General features: G+C 59.1%; 24 protein-coding genes and 1 tRNA gene. 16 read left to right on the forward strand and 9 right to left on the reverse strand.

Going from position 1 to position 25,834, the window contains the following annotated elements; translation table 11 throughout:
• Positions 1-1,027: class I SAM-dependent methyltransferase (locus tag AC6RA4_RS07755; RefSeq protein ID WP_500159041.1), on the forward strand; the 1,027-nt coding region annotated here is incomplete at its 5' end.
• Positions 1,028-1,052: 25 nt separating this feature from the next.
• Here the strand turns inward: AC6RA4_RS07755 and AC6RA4_RS07760 are convergent.
• A complete protein-coding gene (locus AC6RA4_RS07760; RefSeq protein ID WP_417743754.1) occupies positions 1,053-1,268 on the reverse strand; it encodes a hypothetical protein in 216 nt (71 codons plus the stop codon).
• A 126-nt stretch (positions 1,269-1,394) separates the two neighbouring features.
• Between AC6RA4_RS07760 and AC6RA4_RS07765 the strand changes: the two genes are divergently transcribed.
• Positions 1,395-1,655 carry a DUF2312 domain-containing protein gene (locus AC6RA4_RS07765; protein WP_007797838.1) on the forward strand — a complete coding sequence of 87 codons (261 nt, stop codon included), beginning with the start codon at positions 1,395-1,397 and terminating at the stop codon, positions 1,653-1,655.
• A gap of 188 nt (positions 1,656-1,843) precedes the next feature.
• On the opposite strand, the gene AC6RA4_RS07770 is transcribed toward AC6RA4_RS07765, so the two are convergent.
• Positions 1,844-2,725 carry a hypothetical protein gene (locus AC6RA4_RS07770; RefSeq protein WP_500159044.1) on the reverse strand — a complete coding sequence of 294 codons (882 nt, stop codon included), beginning with the start codon at positions 2,723-2,725 and terminating at the stop codon, positions 1,844-1,846.
• A 93-nt stretch (positions 2,726-2,818) separates the two neighbouring features.
• Here AC6RA4_RS07770 and AC6RA4_RS07775 point away from each other — a divergent pair, with 93 nt between their 5' ends.
• Positions 2,819-4,477: an ABC transporter permease gene (locus AC6RA4_RS07775; protein ID WP_500159046.1), complete on the forward strand. Its 1,659-nt coding sequence runs from the start codon at positions 2,819-2,821 to the stop codon at positions 4,475-4,477.
• 49 nt (positions 4,478-4,526) lie between these two features.
• Positions 4,527-4,602: transfer RNA gene (locus tag AC6RA4_RS07780), tRNA-Thr, on the forward strand.
• 154 nt (positions 4,603-4,756) lie between these two features.
• Here the strand turns inward: AC6RA4_RS07780 and AC6RA4_RS07785 are convergent.
• Together AC6RA4_RS07785 and AC6RA4_RS07790 are read right to left on the reverse strand one after the other, a co-directional pair.
• The gene (locus tag AC6RA4_RS07785) at positions 4,757-6,145 is read right to left on the reverse strand and encodes an HNH endonuclease (protein WP_500159048.1); all 1,389 of its coding nucleotides are present in this window, start codon (positions 6,143-6,145) and stop codon (positions 4,757-4,759) included.
• 57 nt (positions 6,146-6,202) lie between these two features.
• Positions 6,203-7,525 (reverse strand): hypothetical protein, encoded by a 1,323-nt coding sequence (locus tag AC6RA4_RS07790; RefSeq protein WP_500159050.1) that lies wholly within the window; start codon positions 7,523-7,525, stop codon positions 6,203-6,205.
• An 817-nt stretch (positions 7,526-8,342) separates the two neighbouring features.
• Between AC6RA4_RS07790 and AC6RA4_RS07795 the strand changes: the two genes are divergently transcribed.
• Genes AC6RA4_RS07795 through AC6RA4_RS07830 form a run of 8 tightly spaced genes read left to right on the forward strand, consistent with a single transcriptional unit; the run spans position 8,343 to position 12,217 of the window.
• The gene (locus AC6RA4_RS07795) at positions 8,343-8,783 is read left to right on the forward strand and encodes a phage terminase small subunit, hendrixvirinae-type (protein WP_500159052.1); all 441 of its coding nucleotides are present in this window, start codon (positions 8,343-8,345) and stop codon (positions 8,781-8,783) included.
• Complete coding sequence (locus AC6RA4_RS07800) at positions 8,783-9,574, forward strand: hypothetical protein (protein ID WP_500159054.1); 792 nt, start codon at positions 8,783-8,785, stop codon at positions 9,572-9,574. The genes AC6RA4_RS07795 and AC6RA4_RS07800 overlap by 1 nt, the downstream gene beginning before the upstream one ends.
• Positions 9,571-9,825, forward strand: coding sequence for a hypothetical protein (locus tag AC6RA4_RS07805; RefSeq protein WP_500159056.1), 255 nt, complete (start codon positions 9,571-9,573; stop codon positions 9,823-9,825). The genes AC6RA4_RS07800 and AC6RA4_RS07805 overlap by 4 nt, the downstream gene beginning before the upstream one ends.
• Positions 9,826-9,828: 3 nt before the next feature.
• Complete coding sequence (locus AC6RA4_RS07810; protein ID WP_500159058.1) at positions 9,829-10,368, forward strand: hypothetical protein; 540 nt, start codon at positions 9,829-9,831, stop codon at positions 10,366-10,368.
• A complete protein-coding gene (locus tag AC6RA4_RS07815; protein ID WP_500159060.1) occupies positions 10,361-10,891 on the forward strand; it encodes a hypothetical protein in 531 nt (176 codons plus the stop codon). The genes AC6RA4_RS07810 and AC6RA4_RS07815 overlap by 8 nt, the downstream gene beginning before the upstream one ends.
• Positions 10,888-11,289, forward strand: a complete 402-nt coding sequence (locus AC6RA4_RS07820) for a hypothetical protein (protein WP_500159062.1) — start codon at positions 10,888-10,890, stop codon at positions 11,287-11,289. Before AC6RA4_RS07815 ends, AC6RA4_RS07820 begins: the two co-directional genes overlap by 4 nt.
• Positions 11,286-11,948 carry a hypothetical protein gene (locus AC6RA4_RS07825; protein WP_500159064.1) on the forward strand — a complete coding sequence of 221 codons (663 nt, stop codon included), beginning with the start codon at positions 11,286-11,288 and terminating at the stop codon, positions 11,946-11,948. Before AC6RA4_RS07820 ends, AC6RA4_RS07825 begins: the two co-directional genes overlap by 4 nt.
• Positions 11,945-12,217, forward strand: a complete 273-nt coding sequence (locus AC6RA4_RS07830; RefSeq protein ID WP_500159066.1) for a hypothetical protein — start codon at positions 11,945-11,947, stop codon at positions 12,215-12,217. The genes AC6RA4_RS07825 and AC6RA4_RS07830 overlap by 4 nt, the downstream gene beginning before the upstream one ends.
• Positions 12,218-14,499: 2,282 nt before the next feature.
• Here the strand turns inward: AC6RA4_RS07830 and AC6RA4_RS07835 are convergent.
• From AC6RA4_RS07835 to AC6RA4_RS07845, 3 genes are all read right to left on the reverse strand, one after another.
• Positions 14,500-15,045, reverse strand: a complete 546-nt coding sequence (locus AC6RA4_RS07835) for a hypothetical protein (RefSeq protein WP_500159068.1) — start codon at positions 15,043-15,045, stop codon at positions 14,500-14,502.
• Between the two features lie 383 nt (positions 15,046-15,428).
• Positions 15,429-15,803: a hypothetical protein gene (locus AC6RA4_RS07840; protein WP_500159070.1), complete on the reverse strand. Its 375-nt coding sequence runs from the start codon at positions 15,801-15,803 to the stop codon at positions 15,429-15,431.
• 16 nt (positions 15,804-15,819) lie between these two features.
• On the reverse strand, positions 15,820-17,187 hold the full coding sequence (locus AC6RA4_RS07845; protein ID WP_500159084.1) for a KAP family P-loop NTPase fold protein: 1,368 nt from the start codon (positions 17,185-17,187) through the stop codon (positions 15,820-15,822).
• Between the two features lie 305 nt (positions 17,188-17,492).
• Here AC6RA4_RS07845 and AC6RA4_RS07850 point away from each other — a divergent pair, with 305 nt between their 5' ends.
• The 3 genes from AC6RA4_RS07850 (at position 17,493) to AC6RA4_RS07860 (ending at position 20,873) form a co-directional block, all read left to right on the forward strand.
• Positions 17,493-17,894, forward strand: a complete 402-nt coding sequence (locus tag AC6RA4_RS07850; RefSeq protein WP_500159072.1) for a hypothetical protein — start codon at positions 17,493-17,495, stop codon at positions 17,892-17,894.
• Positions 17,895-18,324: 430 nt separating this feature from the next.
• A complete protein-coding gene (locus AC6RA4_RS07855; RefSeq protein WP_500159074.1) occupies positions 18,325-18,534 on the forward strand; it encodes a helix-turn-helix transcriptional regulator in 210 nt (69 codons plus the stop codon).
• A 149-nt stretch (positions 18,535-18,683) separates the two neighbouring features.
• The gene (locus tag AC6RA4_RS07860) at positions 18,684-20,873 is read left to right on the forward strand and encodes a DUF5906 domain-containing protein (RefSeq protein ID WP_500159076.1); all 2,190 of its coding nucleotides are present in this window, start codon (positions 18,684-18,686) and stop codon (positions 20,871-20,873) included.
• Positions 20,874-21,352: 479 nt separating this feature from the next.
• Here the strand turns inward: AC6RA4_RS07860 and AC6RA4_RS07865 are convergent, their stop codons facing one another.
• A complete protein-coding gene (locus AC6RA4_RS07865; RefSeq protein ID WP_500159078.1) occupies positions 21,353-22,570 on the reverse strand; it encodes a tyrosine-type recombinase/integrase in 1,218 nt (405 codons plus the stop codon).
• A 762-nt stretch (positions 22,571-23,332) separates the two neighbouring features.
• Between AC6RA4_RS07865 and AC6RA4_RS07870 the strand changes: the two genes are divergently transcribed.
• Positions 23,333-24,832, forward strand: coding sequence for a right-handed parallel beta-helix repeat-containing protein (locus AC6RA4_RS07870; protein WP_500159080.1), 1,500 nt, complete (start codon positions 23,333-23,335; stop codon positions 24,830-24,832).
• Positions 24,833-25,023: 191 nt separating this feature from the next.
• Here the strand turns inward: AC6RA4_RS07870 and nrdF are convergent.
• A partial coding sequence (gene nrdF / locus AC6RA4_RS07875) for a class 1b ribonucleoside-diphosphate reductase subunit beta (RefSeq protein ID WP_500159082.1) occupies positions 25,024-25,834 on the reverse strand: 811 nt, incomplete at its 5' end.

Genomic DNA, 25,834 nt, shown 5'->3' on the forward strand with positions numbered 1-25,834 from the left:
CACGCGCGATCCGGCGGCGCTGCGCGAAGGCGTGCCGCGGCTGCGCGACGTGTTCGACGAGTTCGTCAGGCGCGGCCAGATTTCCGAGGACGATGCGCTCGACCGGATGGCCGATCTTCGGATTGGCGACAGCGCCGACATGACCGAGGGGGTCGAGATGATCGTCCACGCGGCGCGCGGTCAGGGCGACGTGCCGGCGCCCGAGGGCATCCCCCGCGTCAGCGCGTTCCCGGGCAAGGTGCGTCAGGTCGGTCTGCGCTTTGCGCCGCCGATCCATGCCGCGCGGCTGATCGAGGTGATCGCGGGGCCGGCGGCCATGCAGGACCAGATCGTCGCCGCCCGCGCGTTGGCCCGCGCGCTCGACAAGATCCCGGTGCGGGTGACCTCGCGCGGGGAGACCATCGCCTCGCGCCTGATGGCGGCCGCGCAACGGGCCGCCGATGCGCTCGTCGACCTCGGTCAGCACCCCTACGAGATCGACCGCGCCTTCCGCGACTGGGGCTGGCATCGCCCGCCGTTCCTCGCCGCCGACCAGCGCGGGCTGCCCGATCTCGCCAGCCGCCCGCGCGCCGAGGGCGCGCGCAACTGGTCCGAGGTCCTTGTCGGCCACGAGCGGACCGGCCGGGCCGGGGGCGCCGGTTTCTATCTCTGGGAGGGCCGGCCCGCGATGCCCTCCGAGGATACCGGCCTGACCGCGCTGCTCGACGCCGAGCGCCCCGCGGCAAAGCCCATGTCGCACGAACAGATCCGCCGTCTCGTGTTCGGCGCCATGGCCAACGAAGGCGCGCGGATGCTGGCCTCGGGCATGGCGACCCGGCCCTCGGATATCGACGTGGTGGCGACGCTGGCGCTCGACCTGCCGCGCTGGCGCGGCGGTCCGATGCATCTCGTGGGGGTCTATGGCCTGCTCTCGGTGCGCCGGGCCATGGAAGGGCTCGACCACCCGGACAGCGCCTTCTGGGCGCCAGAGCCGGTGTTTGACGAGCTGATCAAGAACGGCCGCAGCTTCGACGCGCTGAACCGCTGAGAAAGTCCGGGCCGGCGGGTGCGCCTCAGCCGAGGAAGATGCCCATGATGACCATCATCAGCCCCAGCACCGAGAACAGCAGCGCGCCCATGTTGAGCGGCACCACCTTGCGCACCACCTCGCGCAGCGCCTCGTCGTCGAGCCCCTTGCGGCGCGCGCTCCAGACCCGCGCGATGCAGAACAGCAGGCCCAGAAGCCCCAGCACCGAGATCAGCGCACCCAGCCAGATCAGCCATTCCATCGCGATCGTCCTTCACTCCCGGAAAACCCGGCCTGCGGTAATCCATCGCCGGTCTTGTCGCAACCCCTTGATGGTCGCGCGCGGGCTGGAGTAATCAGGGCGCCATACCGGCAGGAGACACAACCGATGCAAGACGAAGGTTCGAGCAACAGCTACGGCGTCGCGGCAGGCGAGCTGCGCAGCTTCATCGAGCGCTACGAGCGCCTCGAGGCGGAGAAGAAGGAAGTCGCCGACCAGCAGAAAGAGGTCATGGCCGAGGCCAAGGGCCGCGGCTACGACGTCAAGGTGCTGCGCAAGGTGATTGCCCTGCGCAAGCGCGACAAGGACGACATCGCCGAGGAAGAGGCGGTGCTCGAGATGTACAAGGCCGCGCTCGGCATGGAGTGACGGCCCCTGGCAGGGGCGGCCCCCCCCCGCCGCTCTGCGCCCCGGCACGGAGGATCGCCGCCCCCGTGCCAGCGCCTGGCCCCGAGACCACGCCCCTGCTTCTTCTGGCCAAAAATATCCCGGGGTGAATTGGCGCTCCGCGCCAAGAGGGGCAGCGCCCCTTTCCCCCCGGCGGCGGCACAACGCCCTCAGGGCGTGAGAAGCCGCACCCCCGGCATCTGGCCGATCTGCCAGACGTCTTCGTCGTAGAGCTCGGTCAGCATGTCGACATAGGCGGCATCCCAGCCCGGCAGGTCGAGCTCTTCCTCGATCGCGTCATCGAGCGCGTATTTGTCCAGAAACGCCGTCATCACCCGGCGCTTCTGCGCCTCGTTGACGCTCGGATTCTCCTTGAGGAAGGCGCGGAAGCGCCGCATGCCCTCGGGATTGATGATCTCCGAAAACACGTCGAACGCGCCGATGATCTTGCGCTCCAGCGGAATGCCCGCCATCTCGCGTAAAATCTGCCCCCAGATCAGCGGCGTGTCCTCGTTGCACCAGACCGTGACCGGCATGCCCGGCACCGCCTCGCGGATGCGGCGGATCAGGTCCGACCAGCGCAGGTGCATCGGATCGACCCCGCAGAGGAACTCGTCGAAGCTGCCATGCGGTGTCGCCTTGTAGACCGCCGGCAGGAAGGTGGCGAAATCGCGCAGCCCGAGATAGATCCCGATGCGGTCGCCGGGAAACAGCTTCTGCATGCCCTGCAGCCGTTGCTCGAGCTTGCGGTAGAGCCGCCCGCCCGCCAGCGCCAGCTTTGGCACCGCAAGCAGGTTCTCGTGGCTCAGGCACAGTCGCGACACGGTCTCGGGATCCTCGGTCAGGATGGTGTCGAGCAGCACCTCGCGCGCCTCCGGCGCGGGTGTGCCGTCGCCAAGCCCGTTGAGCGCATCCGAGAGCAGCGCCCGGTAGCGACTTGGCCCCGGAATCGCCACGCCGTCCTTGCGGAACTCGTCGGCATTGCGCAGCAGCCCCTTGAGCAACCGGTCCTCATCCGTGCCGTGGACGCCGATATGGAGACTGATCTGCATGGCCCGCTCTTTTGAATGCGACGTCGCCGGACTATAAGGGCTTTCGCGACAAGTGAAACCGCAATCCCCCATGCGCCGATACGGGAGCCCCATATGAGCCTGGCAGATCACAGCGTAGCCAAGACCGCCCGTGGCCTGCGCTGGCCGAGCCCGTGGTCGGCGGGCGCGGTGCTGATCGCTGCCATCGTGCTGGGGCCGATCCTCGCGGTGCTCTGGATCGCCGCCTTCCCGGCCGAGAACATCTGGCCGCACCTCGTCTCCACCACCCTGCCGCGCTACCTGAGCAACACGCTGGTGCTGATGGTCGGGGTGGGCGTGCTGGCGGGCTGCGCCGGCTCGGGCGCCGCCTGGCTGATCGCGCGCTACGAGTTTCCCGGGCGGCGCTGGCTGGAATACCTGCTGCTGTTGCCGCTGGCGATCCCGGCCTATGTCGGTGCCTACGCGCTGGTCGACCTGCTGGAATATGCCGGCCCCGTGCAGACGGCCTTGCGCGGCCTCTTCGGCTGGCAGACCGCGCGCGATTACTGGTTCCCCGAGATCCGCTCCATGGGCGCCGCCATCGTGGTACTGGCGGCGGCGCTTTATCCTTACGTCTACCTGCTGGCACGCAATGCCTTCCGCGAGCAATCGGCCTCGTCGGAGGAGGTGGCGCAGTCGCTTGGCACAGGTGCTCTGGGGCGGTTCTGGCGCGTGGGCCTGCCGCTGGCGCGGCCCGCCATCGCCGCGGGCGTGGCCATTGTGATGATGGAGTCGGTGAACGATTTCGGCACCGTCGACTATTTCGCCGTGCAGACCCTCACCACCGGCATTTTCTCGGTCTGGCTGCAAAGCAACAATGCCGGCGGCGCGGCGCAGATCGCCTCCACCGTGCTGGCGCTGGTGATCCTGCTGGTGCTGCTCGAGAAGAGCTCGCGCCGCCGGATGCGGTTTTTCAACCTCTCGACCCGTCACCGCCCAGTCGCGCGCAAGCCGCTGCCCGGCCGCGGGGCGTGGCTCGCGACGCTGGCCTGCGCCATCCCCTTCGGCATGGGCTTCGTGCTGCCCGCAGGGGTGATCCTGCATCACGCGCTTCGCCATGCCGAAAACTGGGCCGACCCGCGGCTCTGGCAGGCCGGGCTGCACACGCTGACGGTCTGCGGCCTCGCGGCGGTGCTGACGGTACTGGGGGGCGTGTTCCTTGTCTACGGCGTGCGGCTCTCGGGCCGGGCGCTGCCGCGGCTGCTGCTGCCGGTCACCACCATCGGCTACGCCGCCCCGGGCGCTGTGCTGGGCGTCGGCATCCTGATCCCGCTCGCGGGGCTCGATCACGCGCTGGCCGACGGGGTCGAGGCGCTGACCGGGCGCGATATCGGCCTGGTGCTGACCGGCTCGGCCTTCGCGCTGGTGCTGGCCTATTTCGTGCGCTTCTTCGCCATCGCCCAGGGCGCGGCGGACGCGGCGATCGGCCGGGTCTCGCCCAACCTCGCGCTGGCCGCGCGCTCCCTTGGGCGCAGCCAGGGCCAGACCTTGGCCGAGGTCTACTACCCGCTGATCCGCGCCTCGGTCGCTTCGGCGCTGCTGCTGGTCTTCGTAGACTGCGTCAAGGAGCTCCCCGCGACGCTGCTGCTGCGCCCGTTCAACTACGAGACGCTGGCCACGCGGGTGCATGAGCAGGCCTCTCTGGAGAACCTCGGCGGCGCAGCCCCGGCGGCGATGCTGGTGATCGCGGTGGGGCTTGCGGCGGTGGGTCTTCTGGCCCGCGCCAACCGCTAGATATCGCTTGCACCCACCCCGCCGGCTGGCATATCCCTTGCGCCACGGTGCCCCTATAGCTCAGCTGGTAGAGCAACTGATTTGTAATCAGTAGGTCCGCGGTTCGAGTCCGTGTGGGGGCACCATTGATTTCATACACTTAGCGCTAATCGTCCGCCCATGGCTCATGGCTTTTGAGCCATTCTTGAGCCATTGTTTGGCGGTATATCTGAGGCGCTGAGGCGCTGAGGCGCCCTTCGCTGAAACCGAATTTTAAATTGTCGGCAAAGTTGAACGTGGCTAGCTCCGCTCTGCGAGCCTCGCTCTTAGCATCTCGGAGAGCTTGTCGCGATTATCGGCGGAGTGAAGCGCGCGATGACAGTTGGGGCACAGCGCTGCACAGTTATCGACAGTATCTGCACCTCCTTCGACCAGCGGAAGAATGTGGTGCGTTTCGAGATACGGTGTTCCATCGACCTTCTTGAAAGGAGCACGTGCTTCACAAAGCTCGCAGACACCGCCAGCTCGCATCTGTGTGAAGGCCACGACCCGTGGGTCGCGAACGAATACTGTTGCCGCCGCGAGCTTCTTCGCTGGATTTGGATTGCCAGCAGGCGGAGCGCTGATGAGGGCCGGTTGTTCAAGGATAGCGGCGGTCTTCCGGGCTAGTTCTTCCCGATCTTCGGTGGGTGTAGCGATCTCAAGCTGGGATAGTCGAAAGCGCGCTATTTCGACAACATCTGGTGAAAAGCGGTCGGGGTGATCGACCACGATTTGTTCATAACTCTCGCCGGAGGCTGCGGTAGAGACCTCGTCAAAGCCACTAGTCCGGGCCTTCACGCGCTGTTCTATTACATGCACTGCACCGTACTTGCGTATCTGGCCGGGCTCCCGACCTAGGCCGGGAAAGCGGCCACCGTCGCGCTTGACCTCCTGCCAATCGACAAGCGCTTGCGCCATCCTGTGCTCAACAGGGTCTTCGCTTTCCAGTAGTTCGCGAAGAACCGCGGATTTCGGAAGAGAGCGTTCGGCGGATACGACTTCTCCACCACTTTCGCGAAACTCCGAAATCCGTTGCCGGACTACTCGGGCCTCAACCAGAAGGTCGACTTCTGGCAAGCTGAAGGCCTCAAGTTCGATGCCCCTAGACTTCGAATGTCCGAGACCCACGCCTGCATATGCATCATCATATTTACGAAGCTCCATCAGCTTCATGTAGACGCCGTTTGGGTTGCGGAAGGTGCTATTTCCCTTCAGCCCCTGCATTGTGGCTGCAGCGCGAATTTCGTTCGACAACTCTATGAGCGCACGGGTGGTCTTACCGGGAATTCTTGGAGCGTGCTGCCGATAGAATTCGGTAGCAAGAACAAGCTCCTCACGGGTCCAGTCCGGATTTCGCGTTGGCGGTGGATCAACAACTATTGTGAAGCCGAGATCTTCGAAAACCTGCACTGTTTGATTCAGGCCTCCAGAAAAAGTTGCTGCCTGAAGTGGAGCGAAGCCTTCCCCAAGATAGCCATGCGCCGCGCCGACGATTGCTTTGGAGTCATAGTAGCGCCCATCCTTGAAGAGATGGTAGGTTCTTGATGGCTTGAAGCCGTATTTCTCCAGGAAACGGGTTTTCCCGATTTGGTCGTATTCGTTGCAAGCCATTAAAATAGATTGAGCGGTGACATCTGAAAGTGCCATGTCGGCGACCTCGTCTACACGTTGAGAGCTTCGAAGGCTCTACTCCATCCTCAGGGACTATTCTTTCGCGGCAGCAGCAATTTTCTTTTTGCCGCTCTTGTTGAGCTCAAAGGATGGGCCGTTCGGACCGATGGTGGCGGAAGCGCTGAGACCCATCAAGGCTGCAAGCGCTTGAGCCCCTTCTTCAAGGGTATCCTTCTTCCGAGCAGAAAAGAGTCCTTCCGTGACACCTGCGATCCATTCGGGCGGGATTTCCTCATCGTGTTCTTTTCTGATCTCCATTGCTGCGTCCATAACCCAAGATGCACGTGCCATGTCATTCCGAAAACGGCGCATCTCTTCCTGAAACTGCATGTCACGGATGTAGAAATACCGAAGCCACGCAGCAGCACTGAAGAATGCGCCGATTGACGTAAGAGACAGAAGGCCCGTTTTGACAGCGGGAAGTAGCCAAGCTGCGGTTGAGGTGTTGCCAGTAGTCTGATAGCTGAGAGTCAAGATCGCGAGGACAGCCGCCGTTACGCCCGCAGCGAAAAAGGCCCAGAAAACGGCCCAGCGGTTTTTGTTCAGCCTCGAATCTACGATAGGTTTGCCGAGAGCGTCACGGAGGCTCTCTTGCAGCGCTGTAAACTGTTTTCTGCGAGCATCCTTGTGGCTGCTGATTTCTAGCTTAGCCGCCGCCGCATCTATTTCCTCTCTCTCGCGCGCCAATTCTGCACGTGCGATTTCAAGCTCTTTCTTTGCGAGGTCGGCAGATTCACTGCGCTCCTTCACCATCTCTTCTCGGAGTCGTCTGCGTTCATCTTCGAATTCAGATAGTTGCTTGGCGCGTTCGTCGTTGACAGCAGCGACGGCACTTGAGAGCTCCTTCGCAATACCCTGATAGGTGGCGCTGAATGCTTCAGATAAGTTTGAGAGAGTGGTGACGAGCCCACCGTCTTCTGGGGCAACGGGTTGAAGAAGTGGCGAAAGAGCGGTGTAGATCGCCTTGACGACTGTCGTCTCGGCAGGCTGATTAATGCTAGTAGCGGGCGAAGATGTGTCTATCCTGAAGGTGTCGACTAAATGGTCACCCCCAGCGCGCACGAGACTGAAAGAAACAGACTCATTTCTCTTCTGATTAGGTCGCTTGTCATCTACGCTCAGCCGGAAGAGAACTCTGGCATTTGTGACTGTGAATTGACCGGGGGGTGCAGATGAGAGCTCATCCTCGCTTATCTTCCAGGGGAAGTTGGAGTTGAAGTCAAGCACCACTTGATGTGACGTGCCGTGGAGCCCCTCGGCTCTATCCAATGCCGCTTGTCCCGCGTCCCGAGCCGATGCAAAGGCACGGTAGAGGCTATTGTCATCGAGTCGCCTTATCTTGATATCAGTCGCCATACTCACCCCATTGTCGGTCCTGCAGAGACAAGGAACCGAAAGTCAGACTAATGCAAGGATTGCCTCTGCAAGGGGAAATCGTCGCGTTGCGTTTGAAGCACACAGGCGGAGTGAAAATGTCGGCGCTGAGCCTCGAGTTCGCCTCGCCTGTCGGGGCGTTCTCAAGGGCTGGCTGCTGATAAACTCCATCGAACACCAGACTTCGCAGAGCTGATCGCGCCTTGGGTCGTGCGAAAACGAACAGCTCCACGAGATCGGATCTTAGTGGGGTAGCTATGCACCTCGCAAGTCGAGGCCAGAGCTTTTCAGCGGCCTGTTAGGTGAAGGTGCGGCTCCTACACAGGTGCGTCGTTGCTCTGGAAATGCGCCGAGATACTCTGCGCGCGCCATACGTGCTGACGTCCAGCCTTGCGAGCCGGCGTGTAAGCAAGGGGTTCGCGGGGGCTGCTCTGGGCAACACAAGGGATGACGCACCGGTCAGGGATAGACACGAAAACTATGTGATGCCAAAAAGTCGCCCGTGCCAAATTGCACACGCCCATATTTATTTACACATTCAGATTCCCAGCGCTTCATGTGGAGCATTTTTGACTCTGATGAAGCTAGTAGCTGGCAAATTTACCAGCTAGAAGAGCACAACGAGTCAAAAATGCTCCACACCGAGCAGCAGCTTATTTACATGCCTATTTACCTTCCCATTCAGCTTCACCCTTCTGCCAAGAAATATATCTAACTATATACATTTAAACTGTCTAAAATACCTGCAAAGGTGAGGGCAATCTCTATGGCAATGCGCAAACGAACTCCCGAGAATACGATGGAGGTTGTCAAGAAATTCGCAGATTACCAGCGCGTGCCCACCGTCCCACCGGCATATGATTTCGAGGCAGACGATTTCGCGCAAGAGCGCTGGGGCGAATACACATCAGCCCGCCCACCCGATAAGTGGCTTCCATCTGATCTCGTCCATGTCGCTGAGCTGGTCAAGATCGACGTTGAAATCCGCGCTAAGCAGCAACTGCTCGAGGATGAGGGCGATCTAATCACCAACCGCTTTGGCAATCTGTTGCCGCATCCTTATGTGCGGATCGTCGCGCAACTATTTTCACGCCGCACGGCGCTAACGAAAATTATCAACCAATCTGCCCCTGATACCAAACAGCTCATCAAGAAAGCAGCGCTAGAGGCGCAAGGCGTCAAGGAAGCCAAGAGCGATGCCGCTGAGGATGATCTGCTCGCCAAATTCGAGGACGATTAATGGCCCTTCTCTACACCCTCTCAGCGCCAACGGTGAGCCATAATGGCGCGACGATCATCCTATCGAAACAGCTTGCCTCTAACTCGCTCAAAACGATCCGCACAGCGCTGGGCAAACGGCTTGGCGTTATCAACACGGACCCGCTAGATGCAGATCGCTCACGGGCTGATCCGTATCAAGTCTACTGCGAGGCGCGCGACACGCTCTCATTCGCCCGCAAAGCGCTAACCGCTCTCCGCGCTGAAATCCATCAGCACGAGCAGATTATCGCAGCGCTGAAATCCGGCGCGCTACCTGCCAACGCGCCGCCCGCCGTCGCATGTGCAGCCGAGACTTATCACCTCGTGCAAAAGCTCACCAGCGCTGCCCCAAATAGCTCTCTCGGTGAAGAGTTGGAAGCATCAATCGCAATCCATGAGGATACCCTAGCGCAGCTTCAACAGTGCGAAAAAACAGCCGCAGAGCGCTACACAAAGTCCGAATATCTGCTCACCAAATCCGCGCAGTCAAGCTTCTGCTTCAACGCGAATATCTCCGGGCTGATCGAGCAGGGTGTAGACAAGCATCTGCCTGACGAGTGGCGCGATCTGATCCTGCCCAACGCTGAATACGGACAAGCCGATTTCGATCCCTGGGCGTCGGCCGCCAACATCAACTCATCTGTCCTTCAAACGAAATTCCGCCACCTGCTTGAGGAGGATTTGAAGGTGAAGAAGGTCAAACGATACCGCGCGTATCGAAATCTCGATGAGTCCGAAATCCGGGCCAAGCTGGCGGAGGCGACAGCATGAGCCAAGTAAGCCAACAAGCCATATTCAGCGCCATCGCCGAGCTATTCGATGAGCAGGAAGACAAGTTCAATTCGCGGCTCGACGGGCTGGATCAAAACGCGCTGCTCAAGGGTACGTTATCGGACTTCGTAAAGCACAACCTCCGTCAGCTCAATGAGCGGTCCGAGAATCTCCATCTCAGAAAAGCGCAAATCCTATCAGGCGAAGCCAAGCGTTTGCCCGCGCTGATCGCCAAAGACTTCGGAGGCTGAGCAATGACTCCGTTCAACACCTTTGAAATCGCCCGCCACGAACTCGCCCACATCGCCTGTTGGGCCGCGTGCATCCAAGACGTTTACCCCCAGCGCTACAAGTCAGCGCGTGTGTATCTCGACGTGTCTATCAACTCCGGCGAAGCCGCTGTGCATATGCCTGACGTGCTGGATGCAGAGCAACGGAAGATCGCTGCATACGCTGCGCTGGGGCCACTGGCGCTAAAGCGCGGTTGGCCTCGTCTCCCGCAGGATCGCAAGCATCTGCTCGAGGCCGATCTGAGCGAGCGCGATATCGAGCTTTCTAAATCAATCGTCGGCACAATGGAAAGCCAGCGCTATATCGCCGCGACGGAGAAAATTCTCACCTCCATCCAGCTCGCCAATTTGGCCCGTATCGTGATGGATAAACGGCTGGATGTTGTCGATTTGTATCTGCCCGATCTGATCCGCTCGCACCATCCAGAGGCCGCGCTACGGGCCGTTGATAGACATTTCAAAGCGGCGACCGCTGATCCTAAGAAGGCCCCAAGCTATGTCTAAGCAAGCGCTGAAATCCAAGCCCACCGGGCGCAACGATCACCCGCTTCAATATGATCTGAGCGACGGCAAGTTCAAGACGGCTGACGGGCTGGTGTTCGATCCGCACAATCCAATACATCAGGCGCGCTGGTATCACAAAGCGCAAGCGCTGATCAAATCTGATCCCGTCAAAGCGTGGAATGCGTTAGGCCTTACGCTCGCCGGGATCGTCCATGTAACGGTGCAAGAGGCGACGGATTTTGAAACGGGCGAGCCGGATCGCGATAACCTGAAAATCTGCTTCTATCAATATCCCGGCGATCAGCCCGTTTACACGGACACATACCACCGCGAAATCGAAAAAGGCGAAACGCCTGAAGAGTTCGAGCGCTGGGTAGAAGAGCAAATCCTAGAAACGCGCAAAAAGCTCGAAAGCCTTCTGAGTGAAGAGCTGTTCAAACGGGCCGATGTGCAGCGCCATATCGACAAGAATCCCGAAGTCCAGGCGATTATTGAGCTCGCGAAACGATTGCTAGCCGCATGAATATCGAAACGCCCACATTTACCCGCGATCACACGCCGCCAGAATTGCCGGATGAGCACGTCATCTTCAACACCGTGACGAGCGCGCTAGAGCGAGAGGGTGTGTATCACACAGACGATGAAGCCTATCGAAAGCTTGCCGTCGCCATTCTCTCCAACGCGCTAAATGCGCGAGCGAACGCGATCCGGCGCGAGATGGACGGCATCGACAAAATTACGATTTACACAATCCAAAAGGCCGAGCTTCGCCATTACGCGCCGTGGGCGCAGTATCTCGGGTTCAATGGCTCCTTTGATGAAATCGTGGAGCAGATGGAAACAGCCGCACAACGCTTGGCCCGTGGTTCGCTGAGCAAGAAAACGACCAATCGCATCAAAGTCAGGAAGCGCGCCAAATGAGCCAAGCCGCCAAATTCCCGCACACGCACTCACTGGCGCTGCATGAGATTGACCATCATCTGGGCGATATCGCGTATCGCATCCTTACGGGCCAAGCATCGCCGGAGTATTCCTACGTGCTGTTGCCACCGGAGGATCAGACCGCCCGCGCGATCAATGGGACGGATGCGTCGATGCTCTACACGATCCAAGCTGATCATCTCCGCGCACGGCGCCTGAAGACAGATCGAACCTTTGTCTCCGATAGCGACAAGCAAACGGCGAAGCAGATAGCCTCTCTCCCGGCGCTGGAGATTTGGCACGCCTTCGCGTTGAAACTGGCAGAGTGGTCGGACGCGCACCGGGTGGCAGAGAGACTAGCCCAATCTCTGCCCATCAACCCGCGCGATCTGCTCGTGCCATTCTTCAAAATCCCCAGCGCAGAAATCCACACAGCGCTGAGCGAGCCAGTGAGAAATCTATTCGCGATTTACAGCTTCCCGGCCTCCAATCGCGGGCCTGAAGCATTCGACAATTGCGCCGGATCGATCAGCCCCGCGCCAGACTTCAGCACGCTACGGGCCGCGCCAGTGACGAATCCCCTTGAGCTGATCGACGTGCTCGGGCCGGAGAATTTCAAGCGCGCTGATCAGCCCAAAGAGCAGGAGGCTGTTGAATGACGCCCGCCGAGCTGGCCCGTTTCGTCTCCGTCATTGACGATGCGCAACAGATGATCGCCGACATGCAAGCCGAGTATCGAGCGCTGGTGACAGGTCAAATCCGTATTCACGCTGATACGACGCCCGCCGAAGTAGAGGCCGATTTGCGCCAAGCCTATTCGGAGGCCGTCGATCTGCTCAACGAGACGTTGGCTGATATTGGCCGCGAGCCGATCAGCCCATGCTTCATGCCTCTTGAGGCTGAGTTAATGAAAGCGGGCCACGCATGAGTAAAGCCAAGAATTCGCGCGACACCTCGCATGCCGCTGAGTCGATTGGAGCGCGAGCGGAGGATCAAGAAAACCGGGCGGGTGTTTCTGCTCCTCCGCGAAATACGACAGTTGAACGCCTTCGCAGGCTGCTGACAAACTCCTTCGAACGCCAGATTTCGCAGAGCTGATCGTGCCTTTGCTCGGGCGAAAACGACCAGCTCCACGAGATCGCGTCGTAGTGGGGCAACTATGCACCTCGACAGTCGAGGCTGGAGTTTTCAGCGGCCGGTTAGGCCAATCTCGGTCCGTTTGCCGTACAAGCGGTTGCGCGACCGCAGACTTCGCTCGGAGCGACACGCACTTGATTTGCCGGCGTCGTCAGGCGATCTTGAGACTAGCCGGCGGGCACATCGGGAATGCCCGGCTAAAACAGTGAGGTTTTGATGAAGAGAACGATCTTCGTATCTCTGTTGATTTTGTCAGCTTGTGCGACCGTGCGGCAGGAGGACTTGGACGCTTGGACCAATCAGCCGGTTTCCAAGTTGGATACCCACCCATTGTTCTCACTGATGCCTGTCGAGGTCAGGCAACTGCCTGATGGAACGACCGTCAGAAACTACATAAATGGCGCTGACGTAGCCCGCTGTTCAGGCGGATCCTACGCTTCCAGTTTCAGCTCTAACACTGTTTCGGTGTCCGGAAACTCGACGTGCTTTTCGACATTCGCGGCCTGCAACAACACCTTCTATATCAAGAATGGCAGGGTTCTGCGCTACCTACCTGTCGGCAGCGGAGGCGCTGCTTGTTTCACCGATGATCGAGTCACTCCAGACGGATGGAGAGGCAAGAATCTCCACGGTCTGGTCATGTAATTCCCTGCCAGCTCTCGAGACCCAGCGATCCCCCGCATGATCTCAGCAGCCCTTTTCCGGTTCTTGTGGCCGTCTCCCGCGGTTGTCTCACGCGGGATCCGCTCTACGTCGTCGAAACGACGCCCCACGCGCTCGGGGATACGGGCGGCAGCCAGGACACCGCCCGCCTGACGTCCTCGGCCTAGCGCGCCGCTTCCGTCCCCTAGCCGATATCCGATTTGTATGTGTCCTGGACCTTCAGAGGTCCCCAACATTCAGGGCCAAGCCGAACTTGGCTGGCGCGGGTGCCCCCAAGCTGGCCACGAAGCATGGAGCGCCTCTATTGTACTTTCCCGATGAAACCCCGGAAAGCCCGGTGCTGCGCCTGAGACACGCGCCACGCTGCACCGCTACGGCGAAGGGCGCGGGCCTGAGGTGCGATGCCCTTCTGAGCACGGTTGGAACGTCTGCCGTCTGCACGGTGCTGGAGGTGGAGCGCCACCGGGCGCGGCCCGTCCGGACTACCGTCAAGGTCTGCGCACGGCTGAGATGAAGGCGATGAAGGCGCTGGTCGGAAGGCTCTGTCGAAACTGAGACGATTTTTCTGAATACCGAGTGCGCGCAAGACGCGGGCGGCGGTTTCCCGGCCGACGGCTGCTCACTTCTTGCTCCTGATAATTGAATGGCTAAGCGGTGATGTGGTATCCCGAGCGCCAATCTACTTTGAGCTGAGCTTTTTGATGTAGGCCAGCGTGTCAAATTGGCAGTCAAACGCTCCTCCCGCGTATGCTTCCACTGCTGATTTGTAGCTTGCTTGACCTATGGACCGTGTCACGGTCGCGCCAGCCCGGTCCTCGTTGCCAGCATTCTTGACCCAAATGTAATGGATGATCTCTAGATCTGCTCTACTGGCATCGCGCCGCAACCTTTGGACCTGACACGAACTGCTATAGTCTGCGACATCCCGCCAATCGACGCCACGCGCAGCTAAATTCTCGGCATCTTGCGCGTAAACGGCTCTATCCGTTGGGGCGATGAGTTTGTGGAAGATCTCAGCAAGCAAACCCGCATCGTCAGAAGCGGCGTGAACCGTTCCACCGCAAAGGTAGAATGAAACTGCAGCGAGTCTCGCGAAGGTATTTGAACGTATCATAAGTGGACCTTTTAGAGCAGGCTGCCGAAAAAGGTCTGAGGAGCACGCCTCTCGCCTCGCTCGTCAGACCCCGGTGCGCGGCCTTTTCACCAGATCGACGAGGACCTTGAAAATTGACGCGCTTTCGCGTCGAAACGGCGGCACTCGGAGTCTCTTAGCACCCTGTTAAGCGTAGGAGGCCCGTAGCCCTCGTTCCGTGCGTGTTTATGGCTTATCGTCGTCGCGATCAATCGTCTTGATCACTCTCGCAGGCAGCGCGCGTGAAGATCGCCCCGGATCGCGCGCTGCCTATCTTCTTAGATCATCTGCGCTTCCAGCACAGCAGACGTGTCGAACAGATTGCCCGGCACGTCGCGCGGATCGATATGACCTATGCGATATAGACCGGGCAGAGTGTATTCGATCTCCTGCTTCACGACGACAGGCATGACGAGCGGGCCATTGGCCTTCTCGAACTTGACCCGCCCCTGCCATATGAAGGCCGGTTCAAACATTTCGAGCAGATACATATCATGCCCTAGGTATTTCTCTCCGGCCCGCGCTTCGAGCGCAAACGTCAGGTCGATACACTTCTTTTCCGGTATCTGCTCAGCGGAGAAGCCGAAAAACTGCCGCCCGCAATACGTGTTGATCATCTTGCGGCTGATGTAATCGTCAGATGTTCGCAGATACCCGCCCGCCCGCTGTATCTCGCTGAAGTCGATCACCCGCGTATGCGCGGCCAGATCGAGCGCGCAAGCAAGGGCTATATCATACGCCTCTGCATGCTGCTGCGCTATCCACTCAGGTATTGGGCTTTTCGTCGTGCTGATGGCGTATGTGTTGGTTACGTTGTCCTTCATCTTTTTCCTCCAAGATTTGAGTGACGAAGGCTCGGAGAATTCATCGTCGCTGGGAGGCACAACACCGTCATCCGGCCTTCGCGATCAGCTTAGGACGATTCGACGAGCGTGTGTTGATCGATCTTGCATCAGATCAAATGGCGAACGAAAACGGGCAGCAGGTTGATCGCCCACGGCCCGCATCTTACGTGTATGTGTTTCGCCAGCGCTGGGGAGGCGACGGCCCTTGGCCCGAGGTTGGAGGCCATTAAGTGGGCGTCAAACCGCCGCCACCGCAGCGCTGGGATGCTTATAGCTTCTCGCACCTTGTGCGTGTGATGCCTAGCGCGGCTTGATGCTCGCAGCGTATTTCTATCTCTTAATTCCTTCCAAGGAAGAACGGACTACTGCTCCATCACAATTCGAACCGTCGACCAGTCGTAATCCAAGGCCTCTTGGCGAAGGCGCGGCACATCGGCCCGAGTGTAGCCAAAGTCTTCCATCCAATCGCCTCCACCAAGCTCACCTTTTACATTTACCGCGAACAACTCAAGCGCAGGAAGGTTGGCCTCTTGGCGAGCCGCAATTATCAGATCGAGAAGAGATCCGGCTCCAAGTGCGACGCCATATCCAGTCTTCTCGGCCAATTCTCCATAGGTAAGGTAAAGCTTCTTCTGCTTTCGAGCTGCGGCCATGTTGTCCCGAAGCCAGCAGATATGATCGATAATCAAGCGAGCATACTTTGCCGCACCTTCGTTTGATAACTTAAGATCAGGCATCGGTGATATGAATTCCTTAAGTTGGATCGCTGTCAGAGACGAGAACGCTTGCCACGCTATCCAACACTTCCCTGTGGAAGGGGATGTAGACAGGGGTAAGGTGCTTTAGGACTCTAACCCAGTCCTTATAGCCCTTATCGTCTGGAGATGAGTATCTCTCAACAGGTAACTCTAGTAGCTCCGGCGCTCGTTCCATGATGATCTTCGTTCGGGACTGATCCCACTTGCGCACATCTGACTGGCTGTTGAATTCAATGGTGCCCTCTCTCTTTATTGTGCTTTCTCCAAATTCTGGTGTGAATGTGGCGCGCTTTAAGAACCCTTCAGGCTTTAAGCCTGAGTTTTCATCGGAGAAGGCCATAAATACTAGAAGCGGTGCGTCTAGTGGGTGATCGCTGTAGCATCTAAGGGCCAGCTCGATCTTCAGTAGTACTCGCTTCGTTTTCCGCATCGAAAGTCTTGATAGTGTCGCAAGCTCGCCCGCTAGATTCGCTGCGCGTTCAATGGAAAAGTCCGCAGAATCTCCGAAGGGGATTTCAAGAGGGAGGTCGAGTGCGAGGTCATAAACGGCCGTTGTAAAGGCTTCCGGCTTCGGTTCGAGCTTGAGGCGAATATCAACGAACTTATCGAGGTACTTCTCATCACCACTGGCGGCGCCGAACCGATGGTGGGCCAGCCTTTCAAGGTAGTCTGCGTTCACCATCAAGCAGAACACAAAGCCATACTGATTGAAGATCAGCTTCATCGCCTCAAGGAAGGAGATCGCGTATTCAGGATGGCAGCGATCAAGCTCATCGATGATCACAACTACCCGCTCATACTGAGCGCCCTCCGTCAGCGCTGCGCGCATCGTCTCAAGCTGCTCCGGCAGCTCCTTCTTGCGGACTTTCTCCGAAGCCATTTGAGATGCGATGATCTCGCCTGCGACCTTGGACATCGCGCTCCCGGCATCCTTGATGACACCATCGAGCGCGTCGAAGTCTTCAAGCTTATCGATGGCCGTGTCCGAGATCACGTCGATAATCTCGTCAGCGCCGGATTTCAGTACCATTCGTCCAACTGTTTTTGCGCCAACCGCGGCGAGCTTTTTCGCTGACTCAATCGCCTTCTTGCCCTTGCTTTCATCGGTTTTCGGCAGCGCCTCCAACAGCGCTCCGAGAAGCGTAATGACGGGGTCGCCAGAGTGGTCGCTCTGCTGCACGTCGACTTCAACGACGACTTCTCCTGCGTCTCGGAGTTGTTGAGCCCAAGCGGTCCGGAAGAACGTTTTGCCCCGCCCGAAGCCGGCCTCGATAGAGATGACCTTCTCGGTATCTATCGACTGCACGAGGTTCGTAAAGGCGTGGCCGATTTTATCGTACCCAAGCCTGTCCCCGTCCCACACGTCCGTCAAAATTCAACTCCTCAATATTCCCTGTATGGCGGTCGCACGTAAGCACGGACGGGAGGGACATGGAAGAGGTTGGCCTTGCATCGCAGGCCGGCGGGACCTTCTTCTGTGGTCGCCGTTCAAAGGACGTGAATATTGAGAAATCGGGTCTGTATATAAGAAAAGGATTATTTTTTTTACACATCTTCGGGGTTACTCTGGTTTCAGGCGAATGAAACGGAGAGCGTATATAAATGACTCACTCGAAGTGTCTTACCCGAAAGCCACCAGCACTGAAATGCTTGCGCGTGCCAATGGCGATGCCCACGCTTTACGAGAAGAAATGGCCTTCTCGGCGTGCGAGCGAATACGTTCAACTGCTCGCTGACGAGAACGACTGCACGCCCGGTGGGTTCGATGATTACCATTTTCATCGACGAGGGCAGGGCCAGCGCGTGTCGTTTGAAGAGGTCGGAGGATACCCGCCGCCGCGCGCCGCGCATCGCTACGATATCCTGCCGCGCTGGCCTGAAGGCATGAGCAAGCCGTTCAGCCTGTTCAAAGGCCGGCGAAAGCTAGCGCTGCTCTGCTTCCCGTATGCCGAGATAGCGAGCATCGACGCGCCAGGCATTCGGCTCTGGCGACTGCCTTACTCGGCATATGGCTTTGGATCGAACGCTTACTTGATCCTACATGATCAATGCGACGTTGAGTTCGTATAGAGGGAAGGCCCGGAGTAGGTGAAGACTCCGGGCCGTATCTGTTTCAGGCGAATGAAACGAGAAAGGGGTTGAGCGCAGGGGGGAGATGAAAAAACCTGCCACCCACCTACTTCCAATATACGCGAGAAGTAGGTGGGCAGCAATTAAAACCGGCCGGTAGGCCAAAGTAATGCCCTCCGTGATTGTAAATTGCAGGAGAATATATCTCCATGTCTGCTTGAGTGGTGTAAAGTCAAACAGAGTGAGTCAGGCCAAAGGATTTTTATTGACGGCCCGTGGCTCGCCGATATACCCTCTGATTCGAGCGTCGGAGCATTTGCTCTCGCTCACCTAGAAAGGAAATCCGAAGCTCGCTCTAAGCGGGCGTCAGCACAAGCCAGCGCTGTGACAGCGCCGGTGGGTTTCGATTAGGTGAGCTTGGAGAATGTAAATGCCAGACGATCAGACTACCCAAATTCAAGAGCGAATGCTCAACCCCGCTGAGGCCGCCGAGTATATCGGTGTTGATCAGTGCCAACTCCAGCAATGGCGCTGGTGTCGCAAAGGCCCTGCATACATCAAGTATTCCCAGCGCTGCATCGCCTACCGTGAAAGCGATCTGATCGCATTCATGAATGAGCGAGCCGTTTCCCACTCATAAAGAAATGCCCCGCAGGTGATGAGTCTGCGGGGCATACTCTCTTGGAGCATTGGGTTCGGGAAAGCTTCACAGCGGCCCGATAGTAAACACGCTCCAATTGTATCGAAAGGTGAGCCAAAGGCAATCCTTAACCTTTTGGAGCAGTGTAAATGCCTAATGATGTAAAACGCGATGAAAAAGTAAATAGCGACGAAAGCTCAGCTAAAAAGTCGCTCGAAGATGCGCTGGCGGAGATTCGAGGAACGAAGGACGAGCCGGGGAATATCGTCAGCGCAGTATCCCATGCTAACGGCCAGACTCGCATCAAGCTGTCAAAGGCAGCGCTGGCAGATAAAGCCTTACTGCCAGAGCCAGTTGATGAGCAGGACTGGGACGCCTTCGAAGAGAAAATCACAGCGCGGTTTGAAGCAGGTGAAATCGACAAAGGCGAGTATGAAAAGGCAAAGCGTTTCGCTTCCAAAGGCCGAGTCGAGCAGAAGGTAGCCCGGCGACAGCGAGAGGAGGCAGCGAAGACAGCGCGGCGGCGCGGGGAAATCGATCAGCTTTCGAAGCGTGCAAGCGAGATACGGAGATTCCATCCTGAGCCGCTAGAAACACCTGCACAGGCGATTGATCGCATCCTGACGGAAGCAGGCGTGAGCGACGATAAGAAGGAAGCCCTCCGGCCCATAGCCCACATGAGCGTGCTGGATTGGTCGAGCCAGAAGAAGGGCATCAGCGATGCGACTGGCCTTGGGCTGGGGAAGCTTGACGGGCTGCGGAGCAAGATTAAGACGACGCTCGCCGATCTGCTTGCCCGGACGAAACGTCAAAACATGCTTCTGGGCATGAAGCAACAGGGCTTCTGTCCGTCTGATGTGTTTGAAAATCGCGCGGCTGCAATCGTCAAAATCGTCAAGCTGTACAATGAGGAATACTTCTGCGGCGTCATGGGCGGCAAGCCGGTCGTTTGCCGGTGGGCGATGGATATGGACGATCCAAACGAGGGCATCTTTGAGGCGATGGCTCCAGACGCCTTCAAGCATATTGAACATGGGTGGCTCGTCTATTATCACGAAGTCGACAAGGACGGCTATGAGCAAATCATCTGCGAGCATGCAGCGCCGTTATGGCTCGACTCGGCCCAGCGGATGTATTTCGACGGGATCGTGTTCGAGCCAGATAACTGCGCTGCGACGATTTCACGGGGCAATCGTCAGCTCATCAACCTTTGGCGCGGTTTCACCGTCACGCCGGAAAAAGGCGACGGCGCGGGCTGGAAGCAATTCGTCGCCCACATCGAGAAGCTGACGGGTGGCGATAAAGCCCAGGCTAAATTCCTGCTTCGCTGGCTCGCATACTGCTTCCAACAGCCCGCTCAGATAGGCCGCGTGATGCCCATTCTCATCGGCGAGCAAGGCAGTGGCAAGGGCACGCTTTTCAACCTGATTTGCTCCATCTTCGGGCGGCACGCGCTGCACGTTACGAGTGAGCAACAGCTCATCGGGCGTTTCAACTGGCATCTGCTCGACAAGCTTTTCATCTTTCTTGATGAGGCGATGTTTTCCGGCGATAAGAAGGCCGCTGATGCGATCAAACCTATCATCACAGATGCTGTGCTGACATACGAGAAGAAGTTTGGCGATACGCGCATTGGGACGAACCGGCTCAAAATCGTCGCCTCGTCAAATCACGACCATGCGCTGCACATCGAGCTGGGGGACAGACGTTACTTCGCTATCCGCGTGCCGGATGAGATGGCGGGAGACAAGGCATTCCTCAAGAAGAGCAATCAGCTTTTCGAGAAGGCCGAGGTGAAGGCGGAGATACTGGCTCACCTGCTCGAAATCGATTTGAAGGGTTTTGACGCGGAGAGAGACAGACCTAAGACGGACGAGTTGGCCGCACAGAAACGCGCCAGCCTGTCAGGAAGCGATGCCTTCTGGGATGAGGTGATCAGCACAGAAACATGGCTTGTTTACTCCGGGATGATCGGCCCGGCTATCGTTGGAGCGGGGAGCAACACCGCAAGCAGCGCTGGTGTGCAGTATTACGAGAAGGCCGATATTTACAGATGCTACCTTGACTGGCACAAGGCCAAGGGGCTGAGAGGTCGAGTCGAGGATAAACGACTGTTTTGGAAGAAGGCCAATAAGTGGGCAGTGGTCGAGGAGGAACGCCTGACGATCAAGGGCGCGGATGATAAGCAGCGCCGGGCGCGATGTGTTGGGCTGTATAACTTCGAGGTGATGCAGGAATGCTTCGATGCCTTCATATCGAAGGGTGTTGAGATGGACTCTCACGCGATTGCGCGCAAGGTGATGGAGGAAGAGGCCGACGCTTTCACCGGAGGCGAGTGACGATCTGGGCGAGCAAACAGCGCTGGTGGTGGGTGGCCCGTGGGCCATCCTCCTAAAAAAGCCCTATACAGGCCCATATTTCCTGAAGTATTATCGAATCAGGGCAGTTTTACACCCGATTTTGTAAAATCAGCCCATGTGTCCAATGAAGCAGGCGACTGTCCAGTCAAGATTCCTCCCATTGGACACGAAAAACCCCTTAAAAATATGGGCGGGTCCAATGTGTCCAATGTGTCCAGTCAAAACGTGCATCCCCTTATAGGGGTAGGATATAAGATTTTTCTACTACATTTCTCTTTTTTCTATAGAAAGTAAAAATTGATTGGACACATTGGACACATTGGACAGGGCCATAAAAATAAGGGGCGTCAGGTGTCCAATGAAGCTGTGGGCCATTGGACACATTGGACACAAGGTCTGGGCTGACACAGAGCGCTGCAAAAAAAACTTACCGCACGATCTGCGCCAGCGCTAAACGCTCACTCCGCGACGATCTGCGCCAGCGTTTCGACGGCCTCCCGGCAGCGCTGCTCGTAGGCCGCGCGTGTGACGTAGGCGCCGGTCGCTCCTGTAAACACTTGCCCGGAGACGTGGCCCAACACCAGCTTGATAACCGTCTGATCGTACCCAGCGCTGGCAAGCGCGCTGGCGGCTGAGCGGCGCAGATCGTGCAGACGAAAATCAGCCCACGCCAGCTTGCGGCGTATCTGCGAAGGCAGATTGCCGGCATCGTAATAGCCCAGCTTCGTGCCTGCACGCAGGGCCGGGAAAACGTGCGTCTCATCGCCATGCGGGCGAAGGCCGTTGATCAGCTCGACCGCCGCGCCAGAGAGGTAGACGATCCTCGCCTCGCCCGTCTTCACCCTCTCCGCGCTGAGCGTGATGAGCCGCTGAGCCAGATCGATCTCGCCCCATCGCAGGCCAGCGATCTCGTCCTTGCGGCAGGCCGTCAGGCAGAGCAGGCGAACGACTCCCGCCGGTCGAATGCCCATCGCTTCCGCCGCGCTGATCACTTGGCGAAGCTCGTCTGGGCTGAACACTCTCGAGCGGGCGGCTGGTGGCTTAACGCGGATGCGGGCCGCGATGCCTGCTTCGACGTATTCGCGATCAGCGAGCCAGTTAAGCGTGGAGCGCAGCAAGCGGATGCCCGCAGCGCTAACGGCCTTTGTCTTCGTCGCGCTGAGCGTATCGACGACCGCCAGCACGTCAGCCCGTCGCAAATCGCTCATGCGCAGATGCCCCACGAGCGGCGCTAGATCGCGCGCCCAGTGGCCTCTGATGGCCTCGGGCCGCGCTAGGTTCGGCGCGACGTGGCGAGCAAAGTGAAGCTCGAAGCCCTCCTGCACCGTTACAGCCTCTGAGAGGGCTTTCTGTGGGGATGAAGCATCGCCAGCTGGTCGTCTATCATCCGCAGCGCGCATGCTCTGTAAACGTGCTTCCAGCACGCTCTGCTCGCTGCCGTCCCTTACACTAGCGACGTATGCGCGGGCGTCTGCCAGCCCCATCGATGGATATGAGCCGAACGTTTCGATCCTACGCTTACCGTCGATCTGCACGCGCAGTATCCAGCTTGTCCCGCGTTTGCCCTTACGCACGCCAAGCCCAGGGCAGGCAGCGTCCCATAGCGTTACGTTCGGCTTGCCCGCCGGAATCCTGAGAGTATCGACTGCCCGAGCAGTCAAGGCTTTGGTAGTCATTGATAATACCTTTCTAGCGCTGCTCAGCACGCGTGCGATGCTTGCGCCACGTCTTGAGCCATTTTGAGCCAGAATCCCGCGCTTTGGCGTATCAACAGGATAGCAAGGCGCGATCAGCTCGACGAGAAAAAATCGAGCAAACCTTTGTATGTAAATAGTTATTTGATGCTCACTCGTGCTGGCTCGTGTCGGCTCGTGCTGGCTCACCTGCCTACGTGATACGATTTGTAATCAGTAGGTCCGCGGTTCGAGTCCGTGTGGGGGCACCACTTCCCAAGTTAAGGCATTGGTTTTGCTGAAAAGTTTCGGCGCTATTGTCATGTGCGGCGCGATCAGCGGCGGCGCGGCGCGTGAGCAAGTATTTCGGAGTGCGCTGTGCGCAGGTCGGCCGCTCGTGGGGCTGAGTGCGGTCGTGGAGCGAGTCAGGAGACCGCGGCGTGCGGGCAATCCGGTCTGAGACGACCGGTCGTCTTTTCATTGACTGAACATGGCGGCCGGGTGATTGCCTGTCCGCCCATGTCCGGTTTCCAATCTATCGAAACCAATTCTTAACGAAATTCCTTTTACACAATGTCATCGATGGCCTGCGGTATCGACGGGTGTCGTGGCAATGCGCATCGCACCAGTGGGCATCGCACCAGTGGGCATCGAAGCAGGGCTTTTCAGAAGCGTGCATTCGTGCGCCATCGAGCGGGGCCGGGCTGCAGATCTGAAGGTGCCAGATGACGCGTTTGGGGTCCAAATACTGAACCATTGCGCTGCGTGAAGAGCGTGTTTCGAGGGGAGGTGACGATTTTACCGATCAGTCGTAGGGATCTTCTGTCCTTTGGCAGCACCTACCTCGTCGTGCCCCATAGCCTGCTTGCCGAGAGCGCCAAGCAAGACCTCTGGCAAGGGCGGGATATTCACGTCGCTCCGAGCGGAGACGACGCCGGTGGAGACGGGACGCTGTCGAACCCCTTCCGGACGCCCCGGATGGCGCTGCGGCACGCCCGGGCCGGGGATCGGGTGTATCTGCGGGCCGGCTTCTACGCGCCGTTCATCGTCGACCGCTCCGGGCAGCCAGGCCGGCCCATCACGATATCTGCCTTCCCCGGCGAAGAGCGCGAGGCGATCATCCGGGGCGATCTAGCGGCGCATCGGCTCTACGGCGGGGCGGGCGGGTCGCGCAGGGCGGTCGCGCGCAACGGCATCCGGGTCGCGTTCCAGTCCCATCTCGTTATTCGGAATCTGACCATTGAAGACTGCTCGGAGCGGGGAATTTACCTGCTGGGCGGGCCGGCGGGGGCACGATGCGGGCATCACGTGGTGTCGGGCAACCGCATCCGGCGCACCGGCAATGCCGGAATCATGGTGGCCGGCTATCCTCCGCGGGAACGCTATGCCAGCGAAGCGCGCCCCCGGATCGTCGATGTCGTGATCGACGAGAACGATGTCTCGGCGACGAACCTGCCGACCGATTTCTCAACCGGCGGCGGGCGCAATGAGGCGATCACGGTCACATCCTCCTGCGGTAATATCGTCACCCGGGGCAATCGTGTGCATGACAGCCGCCAATACGGAATCGACTACAAGGCCGGCGTCGACGGCGGAGAGATCTGCTTCAATTCGATCGAGAATATCGAGAGATACGGCATCTATCTCGATGCCGGGCGCAACTCGGTGCGGAATGTCGCGGTGCATTCGAACCATGTGGCAGGCTGCCGTATTGGCATCGTACTGGCCCGCGAGGCGGACGAGGCCGAGGCGCGCTATGCGGATTTGCCGCTTCACCAGTCGCTCGAGGACATCCGTGTTTACAACAACGTATTCCGCGGGATGGAGCGCGCCGGGATCTACTGTCAGCGCCACCCCGGAGATGGCCCGCATGGGACGATTTCCAATGTCAGGATCCGGTTCAACACCGTCTTCGATTGCGGACGCGCGCCCGGTTCGCACGCGGTGCGCTTGTCCGGATGGGCGGATCCGGACTGGCACGCGGCGGGTGTGGTGCGGGGCGTGGATTTTGTCGGCAATATCGTGTTCAGCCCGCGGGCACCCGCGAGGATCTTCGACAGGTTCCGCGGGCAGCCAGGCTTCGATGTCCGCCATAATTTCGTGACGCAGGATCCACAGTTCGTCGCATCGGAGCGAGGCAATTTTCTCCTGACCGAGCAGTCTCCGGCGCGCGGCTATGTCGAGGGGCGCTACGCCGCGGCCCCCTTCGACCTCTCGGCAGGAGGCGAGAAGCGCAGCAAGCCGGCCAATGCGGGGGCCTACTGACACAGGTGTGCGCCGTGAGCGGCGGTTGCGCCGACGACCGAAACAGCCCCGATAGAGCCTCCGGGCAAGAACGGGTCTGTGTGACGCTAAAGCGGGGAGGCCCGCGCTTTTCGGCGGGCTGGAACTGCAAAAGCAAACGACCCGCGCCGAGAGGCGCGGGCCGTGTCATCGTCGCGGATCTGATCGGCGGCTTAGAAATCCCAGTCTTCGTCTTCCGTCGCCACGGCGCGGCCGATGACGTAGCTCGAGCCCGAGCCGGAGAAGAAGTCGTGGTTCTCGCTGTCGGGGCTGAGCGCGGCGAGGATCGCCGGGTTGACCTCGGCCGCCTCGGGCGGGAACAGCGCCTCGAAGCCGAGGTTCTGCAGCGCCTTGTTGGCGTTGTAATGCAGGAAGGCCTTCACCTCCTCGGTCAGACCGATGCCGTCATAAAGCTCCTCGGTGTAGCGCGCCTCGATGTCGTAGAGCTCGAAGAGCAGGCCGAAGGCGTAGTCCTTCAGCTCCTGCCGGCGCTCGGGACTTTCCAGCTCCATACCGCGCTGGAACTTGTAGCCGATGTAATAGCCGTGCACCGCCTCGTCGCGGATGATTAGGCGGATCAGGTCGGCGGTGTTGGTCAGCTTGGCGCGGCTCGACCAGTACATCGGCAGGTAGAAGCCGGAATAGAACAGGAAGCTCTCGAGGAAGACGCTGGCGATCTTGCGCTTCAGCGGGTCGGCCTCGGGGGCGTAGGTCTCGAGCACGGCGCGGGCCTTGGCCTGCAGGTGCGGGTTCTCGTCCGACCAGCGGAACGCCTCATCGACCTCGCGGGTCGAGCACAGGGTCGAGAAGATCGACGAGTAGCTGCGCGCGTGCACCGCCTCCATGAAGGCGATGTTGGTCAGCACCGATTCCTCGTGCGGGGTGATGCAGTCGGGCATCATCGCCGGCGCGCCCACCGAGTTCTGGATGGTGTCGAGCAGGGTCAGGCCGGTAAACACCCGGATGGTCAGCTGCTTTTCGTGA

The organism is Salipiger sp., assembly GCF_059781815.1.